The 13,422-nt window shown below is 66.3% G+C and carries 19 protein-coding genes; 3 read left to right on the top strand and 16 right to left on the bottom strand.

Features of this window, described 5'->3' with window-relative positions; translation table 11 throughout:
* Positions 1-144: 144 nt before the first annotated feature.
* Entirely contained in the window at positions 145-378 is a 234-nt protein-coding gene (gene mbp1 / locus AC5Y46_RS21315) for a microaggregate-binding protein 1 (protein WP_499945935.1), read from the top strand.
* Positions 379-428: 50 nt separating this feature from the next.
* Here the strand turns inward: mbp1 and AC5Y46_RS21320 are convergent, their stop codons facing one another.
* Genes AC5Y46_RS21320 through AC5Y46_RS21345 form a run of 6 tightly spaced genes read right to left on the bottom strand, consistent with a single transcriptional unit; the run spans position 429 to position 3,853 of the window.
* Positions 429-1,115 carry an HAD family hydrolase gene (locus tag AC5Y46_RS21320; RefSeq protein WP_499992920.1) on the bottom strand — a complete coding sequence of 229 codons (687 nt, stop codon included), beginning with the start codon at positions 1,113-1,115 and terminating at the stop codon, positions 429-431.
* Positions 1,116-1,120: 5 nt separating this feature from the next.
* Positions 1,121-1,504, bottom strand: coding sequence for a hypothetical protein (locus AC5Y46_RS21325; RefSeq protein WP_499945937.1), 384 nt, complete (start codon positions 1,502-1,504; stop codon positions 1,121-1,123).
* Positions 1,505-1,556: 52 nt separating this feature from the next.
* Positions 1,557-2,210: a UdgX family uracil-DNA binding protein gene (locus tag AC5Y46_RS21330; protein ID WP_499945938.1), complete on the bottom strand. Its 654-nt coding sequence runs from the start codon at positions 2,208-2,210 to the stop codon at positions 1,557-1,559.
* Between the two features lie 6 nt (positions 2,211-2,216).
* On the bottom strand, positions 2,217-2,633 hold the full coding sequence (locus tag AC5Y46_RS21335) for a ChaB family protein (protein WP_499945939.1): 417 nt from the start codon (positions 2,631-2,633) through the stop codon (positions 2,217-2,219).
* Positions 2,634-2,657: 24 nt separating this feature from the next.
* Positions 2,658-3,197, bottom strand: coding sequence for a DUF1360 domain-containing protein (locus AC5Y46_RS21340; protein ID WP_499945940.1), 540 nt, complete (start codon positions 3,195-3,197; stop codon positions 2,658-2,660).
* A 26-nt stretch (positions 3,198-3,223) separates the two neighbouring features.
* Positions 3,224-3,853, bottom strand: coding sequence for a flavodoxin family protein (locus AC5Y46_RS21345; protein WP_499945941.1), 630 nt, complete (start codon positions 3,851-3,853; stop codon positions 3,224-3,226).
* Positions 3,854-3,929: 76 nt separating this feature from the next.
* Between AC5Y46_RS21345 and AC5Y46_RS21350 the strand changes: the two genes are divergently transcribed.
* Positions 3,930-5,396 (top strand): aminotransferase class I/II-fold pyridoxal phosphate-dependent enzyme, encoded by a 1,467-nt coding sequence (locus AC5Y46_RS21350; RefSeq protein ID WP_499945942.1) that lies wholly within the window; start codon positions 3,930-3,932, stop codon positions 5,394-5,396.
* Here the strand turns inward: AC5Y46_RS21350 and AC5Y46_RS21355 are convergent, their stop codons facing one another.
* Complete coding sequence (locus tag AC5Y46_RS21355) at positions 5,397-5,762, bottom strand: MerR family transcriptional regulator (RefSeq protein WP_499945943.1); 366 nt, start codon at positions 5,760-5,762, stop codon at positions 5,397-5,399.
* A gap of 141 nt (positions 5,763-5,903) precedes the next feature.
* Here AC5Y46_RS21355 and AC5Y46_RS21360 point away from each other — a divergent pair, with 141 nt between their 5' ends.
* Positions 5,904-6,350, top strand: a complete 447-nt coding sequence (locus tag AC5Y46_RS21360; protein WP_499945944.1) for an Hsp20/alpha crystallin family protein — start codon at positions 5,904-5,906, stop codon at positions 6,348-6,350.
* Positions 6,351-6,606: 256 nt separating this feature from the next.
* On the opposite strand, the gene AC5Y46_RS21365 is transcribed toward AC5Y46_RS21360, so the two are convergent.
* The 9 genes from AC5Y46_RS21365 to AC5Y46_RS21405 all read right to left on the bottom strand — a co-directional run bounded on the left by AC5Y46_RS21365 (position 6,607) and on the right by AC5Y46_RS21405 (position 13,422).
* Positions 6,607-6,795: a hypothetical protein gene (locus tag AC5Y46_RS21365; RefSeq protein WP_499945945.1), complete on the bottom strand. Its 189-nt coding sequence runs from the start codon at positions 6,793-6,795 to the stop codon at positions 6,607-6,609.
* A gap of 40 nt (positions 6,796-6,835) precedes the next feature.
* Positions 6,836-7,729: a universal stress protein gene (locus tag AC5Y46_RS21370; RefSeq protein ID WP_499945946.1), complete on the bottom strand. Its 894-nt coding sequence runs from the start codon at positions 7,727-7,729 to the stop codon at positions 6,836-6,838.
* Between the two features lie 132 nt (positions 7,730-7,861).
* Positions 7,862-8,728: a universal stress protein gene (locus AC5Y46_RS21375; protein ID WP_499945947.1), complete on the bottom strand. Its 867-nt coding sequence runs from the start codon at positions 8,726-8,728 to the stop codon at positions 7,862-7,864.
* Between the two features lie 122 nt (positions 8,729-8,850).
* Positions 8,851-9,114: a hypothetical protein gene (locus AC5Y46_RS21380; RefSeq protein ID WP_499945948.1), complete on the bottom strand. Its 264-nt coding sequence runs from the start codon at positions 9,112-9,114 to the stop codon at positions 8,851-8,853.
* Positions 9,111-9,716 carry an RNA polymerase sigma factor gene (locus AC5Y46_RS21385; protein WP_499945949.1) on the bottom strand — a complete coding sequence of 202 codons (606 nt, stop codon included), beginning with the start codon at positions 9,714-9,716 and terminating at the stop codon, positions 9,111-9,113. The genes AC5Y46_RS21380 and AC5Y46_RS21385 overlap by 4 nt, the downstream gene beginning before the upstream one ends.
* A 25-nt stretch (positions 9,717-9,741) precedes the next feature.
* Entirely contained in the window at positions 9,742-10,809 is a 1,068-nt protein-coding gene (locus AC5Y46_RS21390; RefSeq protein ID WP_499945950.1) for an acyl-CoA dehydrogenase family protein, read from the bottom strand.
* A 9-nt stretch (positions 10,810-10,818) separates the two neighbouring features.
* Positions 10,819-11,343 (bottom strand): OsmC family protein, encoded by a 525-nt coding sequence (locus AC5Y46_RS21395; protein ID WP_499945951.1) that lies wholly within the window; start codon positions 11,341-11,343, stop codon positions 10,819-10,821.
* A gap of 80 nt (positions 11,344-11,423) precedes the next feature.
* Complete coding sequence (locus AC5Y46_RS21400) at positions 11,424-12,257, bottom strand: DUF3097 domain-containing protein (RefSeq protein WP_499945975.1); 834 nt, start codon at positions 12,255-12,257, stop codon at positions 11,424-11,426.
* 64 nt (positions 12,258-12,321) lie between these two features.
* Positions 12,322-13,422, bottom strand: coding sequence for an ABC transporter ATP-binding protein (locus AC5Y46_RS21405; RefSeq protein ID WP_499945952.1), 1,101 nt, complete (start codon positions 13,420-13,422; stop codon positions 12,322-12,324).

A 13,422-nucleotide genomic window follows, 5' to 3' on the forward strand; every position in this document is an offset into this window, starting at 1 on the left:
CACAGCCCACAGGTTTGACCGCCACGGCATTCGGAAACACCTCACCAAGCAGGGGAAGCGTTTTTGGACCGGCCCTGTTGACTGAGCGCAATCGATCAACAGCGCGAAGTCGCCATGTGAAGCAAGTGAGCAATAGGAGGATTCATGGCGGAGAAGAGTGGCCCGCAGGAGGGCATCGAGGGTGTCGTCGAGGGCGTGAAGGGCAAGGCCAAGGAAGTCATCGGGACCGTTACCGGCCGCGACGACGTGAAGCGCGAGGGCGAGGCGCAGCAGGACAAGGCTGACGCGCAGCGTGACGCGGCGAAGAAAGAGGCCGAGGCCGAATCCGCCCGCGGTGGCGCGGAGGCAGCCGAACAGCGCCAGAAGGCCAACCAGTAATTCGTTGCTCGAAGCGAAAGGCCCGGTCCGCACGGACCGGGCCTTTCGTCTCAGTTGGCCAACCGGCCTATCGGCGTCTCGTCGAGTTCCTGCAGCAACTCTTCGGTGTTCTCGAAAACCGCTATAGCACCGGCGTTTTCGAGTTCTCCCCGGGACACCCCGCCGCTGAGCACGCCGATGCAGGCCAGCTCGGCCCGCACGCACGCTTCGACATCCCAGACCGCGTCGCCGACGAAGACAGCCCGCTCGGCCGTGACCCCGGCCTTGCGCAGGGCGACTTCCACGATGTCCGGCTTCGGCTTGGCGGTGTCGACGTCGTCTGCGGAGGTGACGGCCGCGACCAGGTCGTCGCTGTCGAGCACCTTCCGCAGCATCGCTAATTCGTCCGGTGGTGCCGAGGTGGCGAACACTACCTGGATCCCGAGGTCGGCGACCCGCTGCAGCAGCGCGCGGGCGCCGGGCAGCGGGCGCAACAGCGGTGCGGCATCTTTGTAGTAGCGCGTGTGCAGGTCTTTGAGCCGCGATTGCACGTCGTCGGGGGCGTCGTCGGACAACGACTCGACCAGTGTCGAGCCGTCCATGCCGATCGAACGGTGGACACGCCAGGTCTCCACGCCCACACCGACTTCGGCGAAAGCCCGCTGCCAGGCTTGGACATGCAGGTAATTGGAGTCGACGAGGGTGCCGTCGATATCGAACAGGACGGCCGCGCGGCCGTCGGATTCGTTGCCGGACAAGGCCGTCAGAACAGCAGCGCGATGGCGGCGAAGTCGGCGAGCAGCAACGCCAACCCGACTACGGGCACGATGAATCCGCGCCGGCGCAACGCGGTGAAGAAGGACACGATGATCGTCAACCCCGCTATCACCGGAGCGCCGTAGAGCAAGACGCCGTAGAGGATGCCGTTAGGACCCAGGTTGGGGCAGTTCGAACTGCATGCGGCCATGCTCATCGCCGCACCGACCGCCGAAATCATGATCAGCGCTGCGGCAGGAACCGTCAGGAGCGCGAGCACCCAGTTGACCACTCCACGCCGGGCACGGATCCGTCCGTCACCGTCGTCCGCAGTCTGCGGAAGGCTCTGATTGGAGATCTCCTCAGCGGTTTCCTTCTGTTGCAGGCTCATCCTGGTCGACTACCCAAGTGCGCTGGGCCGAAACATCGACGAACCCGAGCGGCTAACGCAGGCCCGCGCCCGCCCGGCGCAGGTCTTCGACGAACAGGTCGTAGTTCTGCTGTCGACGGTCACTGCGGTCACGCAACAACGCCGACGGGTGCACCGTCGCCATCACCGCCGGTTCCGGTGCCAGCTCGATACCGAGCGCTGCCGGCAGTTGCAGGCGTTCACCGCGCTGGGCGGTTACCCGAAACTTGTTGCCCAACAACGACTGTGCGGCTGTTGCGCCAAGGCAGAGGATCACTGACGGTTGCACCGCTTCGATCTCGGCCAACAGCCAGGGTTGACAGGCGACGACTTCGATTCGGCCGGGTTTCTGGTGGATGCGCCGCTTGCCCTCCCGGCTGAACTTGAAATGCTTGACGGCGTTGGTCTTGTAGGTCCGATCAGGGTCGATGTCGGCATCCTCCAGCGCGCGCTGCAGCAGCCGACCGGCCGGCCCGACGAACGGAAGTCCCTGCTGGTCCTCGTGATCGCCAGGCTGTTCGCCCACCAGCATCAACGGTGCGTCGCCGGGGCCGTGCCCGAACACCGTCTGCGTGGCGTCCTGATACAGCGCACACCCCTGACAGGTGCTTGCCGCGTGTTCGAGGGAACTCAGCGCGTGGTTGTCGGGCAGGAAGTTCTCCGCGCCCACCGCCGGTGCCGTCGCCATCGGACCTCACCGTCGCCGAGTGGCCCGGCGGTTTTCCTTCTTGATCGCTTCCACCAGTTCGTCTTTCGTCATCTTGGACCGGCCGGACACGTCCAGCCGTCGCGCGATGTCGAGCAGGTGTTTCTTGCTGGCGTTGGCGTCGACGCCTTCCTGCGAGGGCAACGGATTGGCCAGACCACCGCGCTCGGCTCGGTCGTCGGAGGGACCGCGTTGTTCCTTGGCTTCCCAGTGGTCGCCGACTTTCTCGTAACTGTGCTTCACCGCGGCAAAGGCGACCCGGTGCGCCCGCTCCTCGCTGCCGTACTGCTCGGCGGCCGCGTCGTGAGCTTTGGCGAAGGTGCGTTGCGCCTTGGCACTGGAGCGGCGCAGCGTGCCGGGAATTTCGTCCTTCTTGACCGCGCCGCTCTTCGTGGTCTTGGGCATCTCACACCTCGGTTCTGTTCGAACTCAGGAACTTTCGGCTTTCTGCTGCACCATCGTATAGGCCAGTTGCAGGAAATCGGCCCCTGCCAGCGCGGTGAAGGTGCCGGCCACCAGGCGGGTGAACTTGGGCGCGAAGATCAGTCCGATCGCGAAGCCGGTGGCGATCCACATGTCGAGGCAGAACGGGCAGGTCAGCAGTTCGCCGAGGGTGTGACGCAGCTGGCTGTCGTGCCGGGCTTCTTCGTTGACCTCGGCGGGCCCGCCGGCACCCTCATACTGCGTGAACGGCGCGCGAATCGGACTGGTGACGGGGTCCTTGGCGATCGTCCGGGACAGCTTGTGGGTACCCACCGTGACCAGGGCAAGATCCTGCAATCGCCAGCGATTCGGCAACCGGCGCCCGGTCGCGACTGCCAGTACCGTCGCCGCGACCACCAACAGGCTGTAAGCCGTCATGGACGCCACGTACCCTGCCATCGGCCGCGTCTCGTCGCCGCGATACTCGTCGGCTTCCCGCTGGGCGCGCGCGATCAACTCGGCACCGGCCTCGCTCACGTCACTCATTTGATACACCCTTGCACGAGAATGGATTACGTTTCGTACGCCGGATAGCGCTGCTGCTTCAGCGCCCGGGCCAGGTGGGCGGCGTTGCGGGCCAGCGCCGCCGTCGTCGATGCCACCGGATCGGGCACCTCGTCGAGGTCGTCGTAATTGACCGACTCCATCGCGCGGCCGGTCCAATAGGTACCGCCTTGGGCCGGAATGCTGAAGCCGATGTCGTTGAGCCCTTGGAACACGTCCGCGATGACCTTGTGCGCACCGTCCTCGTTACCCACCACACTGACGACGCCTACCTTGCCGACCATGGCCGGTCTGCCGTCGTCGTCGGTATTGGACAACTCCGCATCGAGGCGTTCCAGGACACGTTGGGTGACGCTCGAGGGGTGACCGAGCCAGATGGGCGTGCTGATCAGCAGGATGTCGGCGTCGAGGATCTTGCGACGGATGCCGGGCCACTCGTCGCCCTCGCCCATGTCGTCCTCGACACCGGGCAGAATGTTGTGATCCACGCAGCGGATCAACTCGGATTCGACGCCTGCTTTGCCCAGCTGCCCGGTGACGTGCTTGGCCATCAGTTCACTGCTCGATTCCCCGGGACTGGGCTTGAGGCTGCACACCAGGGCAACGGCACGCAGCGGAACCAGCGCAGGGTCGGTCATGGTGGGGTTCATACCCGCATATCGATCGACAAAACTTGGCCGGGTAGGCGCCGTCCGGGCAGGGTACCCGTCCGGGATGGATCAGTCGCAGGCACCGCTGCTGGACGCTTTACTCGACTATCACCGCTACAACCGCTACGGGTTCACCCCTCCCGGTCACCGACAGGGCGCCGGAACCGACGACCGGGTGCTGGCAGTCCTGGGCAAGGACCCGTTCCGCAGCGACGTGCTGGCCAGCGGCGGACTCGACGACCGGCTCAGCCGCGGGAAATACCTTTCGCGCGCCGAGGAATTGATGGCCCACGCGGTGGGTGCCGATACCGCGTTCTTCTCCACCTGCGGTAGCTCGCTGTCGGTGAAAGCGGCGATGATGGCCGTGGCCGGATGTGCCGAGGGCGGCTTGCTGGTAGCCCGCGACAGCCACAAGTCGATCGTTGCCGGGCTGATCTTCTCCGGGGTGCGGCCGTGCTGGATCACACCCCGCTGGGACGATGCACACCACTTCACCCATCCCCCGTCGCCGGAGCAGGTGCGCGATGCCTGGGAAAAGCACCCCGACGCCGCCGGTGCGCTGATCGTCAGCCCGAGTCCGTACGGCACCTGCGCCGACATCGAGGGCATCGCCGAGGTTTGTCACAGTTACGGGAAGCCTCTGATCCTCGACGAGGCCTGGGGTGCGCACTTGCCGTTCCACGAGGACCTGCCGACGTGGGCGATGGATGCCGGCGCCGACGTCTGCGTGGTCAGCGTGCACAAGATGGGGGCCGGGTTCGAGCAGGGATCGGTCTTTCACGTGCAGGGGGACCTGGTCGATGGGCAGCATCTTTCGGCGTGCGCCGACCTGCTGATGACCACCAGTCCCAACGTGATGATCTACGCCGCGCTGGACGGGTGGCGCCGCCAGATGGTCGAGCACGGCCAGGAGTTGCTGGGCGCCGAACTCGAGTTGGCCCACAATTTGCGGGCCAGGCTCGCCGACATCCCCGATGTCCTGGTGCTCGAAGACGAGTTGCTGGGCGAGGAGGCGTCGAAGGACCTGGACCGGACTCAGGTCCTGATGGACGTCTCGGCCACCGGGACATCGGGGTACCAGGCCGCGGACTGGCTGCGCGAGAACTGCCAGGTGGATGTGGGGATGAGTGACCATCGCCGGATCCTGGCGACGATGTCGTTTGCCGACGACGAGCACACCGCCGAGCGACTGGTGTCTGCCATGACCCAATGGCGCAGGGCCGCAGACGATTTCGAGAAGCCACCGCAGATCCGGCTGCCGTCACCCGACGAGCTGCAGCTGGATTCGGTGCAACTTCCCCGCGACGCGTTTTTCGGGCCGGCCGAGATGGTGCCCGCCGAGAAGGCCGCCGGCCGGATCGCCGCAGAGCAGATCACCCCGTATCCGCCCGGGATCCCGGCGGTGGTGCCCGGCGAGCGTCTCAACGAGGCCGTCATCGACTACTTGCGCTCCGGTGTCGAAGCGGGCATGAACCTGCCCGACGCGGCGGATCAGAGCATGCAGCAATTTCGGGTGGTCGCCCGAGGCTGATCACGCCGGCGGTCGGCCGTCGTCGCGAGCGTCCCGTACCGCGCTGCGCAGGCTACGGTTGGCCGAACGCAGATCGGTGTTGGCCGCGGACAGTTCGGCGTTGTCGTCTTCAAGGCTCAGGATCCGTGCGATTCCGGCCAGGTTGACCCCGGCGTCGACCAGGGCGCTGATGCGTTGCAACCGGGCCAGGTCGCGCGCGCTGTAGCGCCGTGTTCCTCCATCGCTGCGGGCGGGGGTGACCAAGCCGTGACGCTCGTAGAGGCGGAGTGACTGCACCGCGACGCCGGAGAGTTCCGCGGCAACGGAGATCCCGTACACACCGTGCTCGGGTGCCGGCGCTCCGGCGCCGCCAGGACGCTCGCTCATCAGTAGTCCCCTCCGTCATACGACAGAAAACTTATTTACCACACTTGCGATCTTCTAGCCAAGGTGTTATAAGAAATCTATGCCATCTGACATAGATCACTATGTCGCCCAGAATACAGATTGGAGTGAGAGGTGACCGCCATGCTGATGCGTACTGACCCGTTCCGTGAACTGGACCGCTTCGCCCAGCAGGTGCTGGGAACCGCCGCCCGGCCAGCGGTGATGCCGATGGACGCGTGGCGCGAAGGTGAAGAGTTCGTGGTCGAGTTCGACCTTCCCGGTGTCGACGCCGACACCCTTGACATCGACATCGAACGCAACGTGGTGACCGTGCGAGCCGAGCGTCCAAGCGTGGACCCGGACCGCGAGATGTTGGCTGCCGAACGGCCCCGTGGCGTCTTCAGCCGTCAGCTGGTCCTCGGTGAGAATCTCGACACCGAGCGGATAGAAGCCAACTACGACGGCGGCGTGCTGCGACTGCGCATACCGGTGGCCGAGCGGGCAAAGCCGCGCAAGATCTCCGTCGGTCGCGGCAACGGGCACCATGCGATCAACGACGAGACCAAGCGCGAAGTCATTAACGCCTAATCACACCCCGCAGTTCGGGTCGGCGACCTAGCTGCCGGTCGTCGCCCGGACCGCGGTTGGTTTCGTTTCCTCTTCGCCTACCGGAGCTGGGAATGGTCCAATCAGCTGCAGCAGATGCACGAGTCCAATGTCAAGCTGCGGGTGTTGGCCTAGCAGATTGTCGAAGACTTCCGCGGGGTCCCGCACGCCGTGCCGTCGCGAGCGACTTCGACCAGTTGCTACTGACCGCCTCCGCCCGCGTGGGCCAGGCCTGACCCTACTTCGATGCGCCTTCGGTGTCGTCGAAGAACGACCATTCGCCGTCGGAGTTCACTTCCATCCGCCAACCCAGCTCGGAATTGTCGGCGACCGTGTCGACGAACCACGCGTGGGCATCGTCGGCGCTTTCGATCTCCTTGGTCGCGACGACTTCGCCGTGCGGGTCGATAACTCTGAATTCAGCCATGCGACAGTGGTTTCCCACGTGGCCGTGTTTCAACCCCCGGCTATCCCCGGGCCACGATCACCGGCATGCGTGCCGAGTGCACAAGGGCGTTGCTCACCGAGCCCAGCAGCGCGCCCGCGATCGCGCCGCGCCCGTGACTGCCCACCACGACGAGCTGAGCCGATTCCGACCGTTCGACGAGTTGGCGGGCCGGCTGGTCGCACACCACCACCCGTTGCACGGTGACATCGGGATAGCGTTCCTGCCAACCGGCCAGCCGCTCGGCGAGGCTGATCTCGGCTTGAGTTTTGACCTGCGACCAGTCCAGGCCCGGAAGCTCGATCACTTCGCGGTCACTCCAGGCGTGCAACGCGATCAGTTCGACGCCGCGCCGCGATGCTTCGTCGAACGCAACCGCGGTGGCCGCCTCCGAGGCGGGGGAACCGTCGATGCCCAGCAAGACGGGAGCGCCGAGCGGGTTGGGCATCAGCGGGTCCTCGTCGTGGACGACGGCGACGGGACAGTCCGCGTGCCGCACCACACTGGCACTGACCGAGCCGAGCAGCAGCCGGGCCGCCGCACCCCGACCGGACGAGCCCACCACCAAAAGCTCTGCATCCTTTGACATTTCGACCATGGTGGCCACCGGTGTCGCGAACACCAGCTCGCTGTGGACAGTGAGTTCGCGGTCCGGGACGGCCGCTTGGGCGACCTCGACCGCTTCGGCGACGATCTTGCGCCCGCCGTCCTCCTGCCAGACCGCCCAGGTGTCCGGGTAGGGCATCGGCGGCCACGTCGCCACGTCCGCGTTGACCACATGCACGACGGTGAGTGCAACGTTTCGCAACGCCGCAGCACGGGCCGCCCAGACGACGGCGACTTTCGACGCGGGCGAGCCGTCGGCCCCGACCAGGACGCCGTGCGGCTTGGCGGATCCGGCTGTGCCTGAGCTCATTTCGCTGTCCCTTCGTCAGTCCATGCGGGCCGGCATCGCCCGGTCAAGGAGCTGTCGACAACCACCGTATCGGTTCCGGTCGTTGTCCGCGCCGGTCGAACGGCCTTCGACGGCAAGGACCAAAGGCCCCTGCTAGGAGTGGACGACGATGACCGGAATCTTCGCCGAGTGCGCCACCGTCGAACTGGTCGACCCGAGCAACAGGCCGGAGAACCCGCCGCGGCCGCGACTGCCGACGATCAGCAACTGCGCCCGCTCGGCCGCTTCCAGCAACCACTTCGCCGGGGTGTCACACACCAGCGAGCGCTGCACGTGGACGTCCGGATACTGTTCCTGCCACCCCGCCAGGCGTTCGGCGAGAACTTCCTGACCTTGATCTTGGCGGTCGTGCCAGTCCATTCCGAGGACCGGGAACACGCCGATGTCACTCCAGGCGTGCAACGCGACCAGGTCGACACCGCGGCGCGATGCCTCGTCGAAGGCCAGCGCCGTCGCGGCTTCGGAGGCCGGCGAGCCGTCGATACCCACCAGCACCGGCGCGTGCGGGTCCGGAGCGATGGTGCCGTCGCCGGAACGGATGACGGCGACCGGGCAGTGCGCGTGCTGAATCAGTGCGGAGCTGACCGAGCCCAACAACATGCGGCCCAACGTGCCCATTCCCTGGTTTCCGACCACCACCATCTGGGCGTGCTCGGACGCATCGACCACCGTGGGAACCACGCTGGCATAGACCACTTCGACGTTGACGGCGGGCGGCTGTGTATCGCTTTGCGACACGCTTTTGCGGGCGTGCGCGACGACGTGATCAGCGTTGTCCTTCTGCCAGTCCGGCATTTCGGTGTAGAGCTGGCCGACCGGCCAGCCGACCACCACCGGGGCGACCGCGTGCAGCAGGGTGAGGGGCACATTGCGCATCGCCGCCTCGTGGGTCGCCCAGGCTACGGCCGCGTCGGACTCCGCCGACCCGTCGATCGCGACCAGGATCCCGAATTCAGCCACAAGCCCCGATAGTAGTCGCCCAGATGGAGAATCGGCCGGTCCCCACTCGACGTTCTGCTGCACAGATGCAATCTCGACGGCCGAGCGCACGGCCCCGTTCGGTAGACCTCCCGCGGCTACCCTCAACCCCTGTCCCGCAACGTATTCAGCGTATTGACCACCCCCGCGACGTGCGAGTCGCTGAGTTTCTCGCCGTCGAAGACGTGATTGAGCAACACCTTCAGATCCAGCATCTGTTGCAGATAGACCAGGCAGGGCGGGCAGTCTCGGAGATGCCGCGCGACGATCGGGCCCCAGTGTCGCGGGTCGGAGTCGACCAGGTCGTCGACGAGCCGAACGAACTCGACGCAGTCGATCGCAGGGACGGTGTTGTCGTGACCGGTCATCGTTGATACCGCTTTTCCAATTCGTTGCGAAGGTTTACTCGGGCGCGGTAGAGCAGCGCGCGCTGCGCCTCGGCCGACAACTCCAGGATCTCGGCCGCCTCCTCCGACGAGGTGCCGACGAGATCGCGCAGGATGATCAGCTGTCGTTGCCGCACCGGCAACGTGTCGAGCGCCGCTCGCACGTACCCGACGAGTTCGCGGTGCATGGTCTGGTCTTCCGGCAGAAAGCGCCGCGATGGCGGCAGACGCCAGTGGCCGGCGTCGGGGTGACCTGCCGGGTGCATCCGCCCGGACAACGGGTCGGCATCCTCGGTGCCGAGCATCTCGTGTTCGCGGATCCGCGTCTCCCGACGGCGGTGCCGTGACGCGGTGTGTTTGACGATCCCGAACAACCAGGTCGCCACCGAGGATCGACCCTCGAACGACTCCGCCGACTTCAGCACCTGCACCCATGCTTCTTGCACCGCTTCCTCGGCCAGCGCAGCCGAGTCGACCAGCGTGCGAGCGAAGTTGACCATCGGCCGGTGGTAGTCGCGGACCAATGCGGCCACCGATATCCCCCCGACCAGGCGTTCGGGTTCCAATCCCTCGTGAACGACCACCGGCGGACTCACCGTCGACGGCCGTTCAAGAACACCCGTTCAGCTCCCAGCGCAATTGAGCTTCGGACGGCGACTGGACCGGGATGAATGCGGCCTCACGATATCGACGACTGGCCGGAGTCTTACTGGCATAGCCCTTGCCGCCCGCGGTACGAATCTCCAAAGCCACGCTGGCGCTGACGGTCTCGGCTGCGGACAGCCGTAGCGAGAGCAAGTCTCTCTTGCTGGGCGGCTCGGCTCCCCCGACGGCGCCGGCCAACTCGTCCAGGGCGGTCTCGGCTCGGTCGAGTTTCTCGGCGACCTGGTCGACCTCGCCGGCGAACACCGCGTTCACCCCGGTGAGTCCCAACTTGGCTTGTGCCACCGTGGTTTTGGCTAACCCAATGCACATCGCGGACTGCAGGACCAGGAAGGTGGGTCGGACCGCGCCGAGGAAACCTTCGAAGTCGGTGGCCAGCACCTGCTCGTCGGGAACGTAGGCGTCCGTCAACTCCAGGTACGAAGACGCCGTGCTGTCCATGGCCAGCAGCTTGAAATGGTCCCCGACCGTCACTCCGGGGGTGCTCAACGGCAGCGCCACGATCAGCTTCTCGCCACCGTCGGTGCGTACCGCGGTGACCAGCAGGGAGTCGTCGTAGAGGTTGGAAGCCCAGCGGATGGGACCACTGACCCGGTACCCGCCGTCGACCGTGGTCGCGGTGAGTTCGAGACTGCCGCAGCCCGCCAATTCTTTGAAGGCCGCGGCCATGCCCGTCACCCCCAGCGTGGTTCCGGTCAGCAGTGCCGGCACCGTCTCGAGGCCGAACGGCGTTGCGGCGCTGAGCGAATACTCCACCGCCATCCGGTTGGCCCACACCGCGAATCCGGTGCTCATGCACTCCGCGGAGATCAGTTTGATCACTTCGGCCATCTCGCGCAGCTTGCCGTCGGCGTTGCCCGGCGCTCCCACGCCCAGCAAACCGGCGGCACCGAGCGCCGCGAAGCTGCGGCGGGCGGTGTCCTCCCCGCGGTCCAGGGCGCAGGCATGGGCACGGATGTCTGCCAACAGCTCCGAGTCGAGCAGGCCGATGGCGGCGTCGGTCGTCGTGGTCATTGTGACTGCCTAGCCGATGGACAGCGCCGAGTCGACAGTTACAGGACGCCTGAATGTATTGACCACGGGCGACCACGCGATGGCGTTGTCGTGGATCTCCTGCAGCGTCTGATCGTCGGCGTCGCCGGCCAGAGTCACCTTGCAGCGCACGTCGGTGATGCCCAGGACCTTGCCGTCCGGAGTGTCGCCGACACCCCAGACCGCCGAGATGTCGATGTCGCCTTCCATCTCCACCTCGATCTTGGTCAGCGTCACGCCGCGGTGGGTGGCGTTGGCCAACAGGCCCACCGAGATGCACGATCCGAGTGCAGCCAGGCAGGCTTCGGATGGATTGGGCGCCGAGTCGTCGCCCAGCAGCGCCGGAGGCTCGCCCACCAGCATGGGCGCCAGATCCCGCACGTAGGTCATGTTCCGGAATCCGGACTCGCAGACCGTCTTGGCCTTCAAGGTCTTTTTGCCCGTGCTGGGGTCGGCCTTGGCGTTACACGACAGGCGGTCGAGGCCCTCGGCATCGATGATCAGCGCGTCGGTCATTGACTTCCTCCATTCCACTCGGGTTCATGGAGTTGGTGCCGCGCGCCTGCGAGAGCGTGACGGTGATCTACGCCACAGCGCTACGCCGGCTGCGTCACGAAGTCGATGAGCTCTTCGACCCGCCCGATCAGTGCCGGCTCCAAGTCGTTCCAATCGCGTACCTTCGACCGGATCCGCTGCCAGGCGCGCGCGATGTCGGCCTGGGTGGCATGCGGCCAGCCCAGCGCCTGGCATATCCCGTGCTTCCACTCGACGTGCCGGGGCACCGTCGGCCAGGCCTGCAGTCCGAGCCGCTGCGGCTTGACCGCCTGCCAGATGTCCACGTAGGGATGTCCGACCACCAACGTGTCAGCGCCGCCGGGGCCCCGTCGCACCGCCTCGGCGATGCGTGACTCCTTCGACCCGGCGACCAGGTGATCCACCAGCACCCCCAGCCGCGCCTGCGGGCCGGGTTGGAACTTGTGCACGATGCCGACCAAATCGTCGACGCCACCGAGGTATTCGACGACGACGCCCTCGATTTTGAGGTCCTCGCCCCAGACTTGAGCGACGAGTTCGGCGTCGTGGCGACCCTCCACGTAGATTCGGCCGGCCCGGGCGACCCGGGCGCGCACGCCTGGCACGGCGACCGACCCGGAGGCGGTGCGGCCGGCGGGCGCGGGGGCCGCGCGGCGTGGTGCGGTGAGTATCACGGGTCGGCCTTCCAGCAGGAAGCCAGGCCCCAGCGGGAACCCGCGGGTCTTGCCGTGCCGGTCTTCGAGGTCGACGCGTCCGTATTCGACGCGGACCACAGCGCCGACGTAGCCGGTCTGTGCGTCCTCGACGACCATGCCGAGCTCGACGGGCTGCTCGACCGAGCGGGGCTTACGCCGTCCCGACCCGGCCAGGACATCGGTTCCGTAGCGATCGATCACCCGGCAATAGTTCTTGCCGAGTGTGAATTTCACGACGAGACACGCCGCGGACGTGTCGCCGATTTCACTCTCGCGGAAGGGGCGTGGCGCGAGCAGACGGGATACGGCGACCGTCGGCGCCGAAGTAATGCAGGTGCCCCGGCTGCGGATGCAGACGCACCCGGCTGCCCTTGGCCGGCGGGTCGTAGCCGTCGGTGCGGGCGATGATGGGCCGGCCGATCACCGTGTCCGAGCCGGTGACCCGCCCGTACAGGTATGCGTCGGCGCCCAGTTCCTCGACCACGTCGACCTCCATCTCGATGCCGACGCTGCCGACCTCGAAGTGTTCCGGTCGAACGCCGACGACGATGTCGGTCGACGTAGCGGAAATCTCGCGCGGTATCCGGATCTCCCAGTCGCCGAGTGACACCGCGGAATTCAGTACCGGCAGGGTGAACAGGTTCATCGCCGGCGACCCGATGAAGCCGGCGACGAACACGTTCGCGGGGTTGCGGTACAGCTCGCGCGGCGGCGCGCATTGTTGCAGCACGCCGTCGCACAACACCGCGACGCGGTCACCCATGGTCATCGCCTCGACCTGATCGTGGGTGACGTAAACCGTGGTGGTACCCAGTTGCCGTTGCAGGGCGGCGATCTGATTGCGCGTCTGCACGCGCAGCTTGGCGTCGAGGTTGGACAGCGGCTCGTCCATCAGGAACACCCGGGGGCGGCGCACGATGGCCCGGCCCATCGCCACCCGCTGCCGTTGCCCGCCGGATAGCTCCTTGGGCTTGCTATCCAGAAAACGTTCCAGGTCAAGCATTTTCGCCGCGGCCAGTACCCGTTCGCCGATCTCGGACTTCGGTGTCTTGGCCACCTTGAGGGCGAAGCCCATGTTCTGCGCCACGGTCATGTGCGGATACAACGCGTAGTTCTGGAAAACCATCGCGACGTCGCGGTGCTTGGGATCGACATGTGTGACGTCAGTCCCGCCGATCCGGATACGGCCGGAGTCAACGGTTTCCAACCCGGCCACCATCCGCAGCGATGTCGTCTTGCCGCACCCGGACGGCCCTACCAGGACGACGAATTCACCGTCACCGACCTCAAGGTCCAGCCGATCCAGCGCCGCCCGGTCGGCGCCCGGATAGCGTCGCGTGGCCTGCTCGAAACTCACCGAAGCCAT

The sequence above is a fragment of the Mycobacterium sp. NGS59 genome, assembly GCF_059812345.1.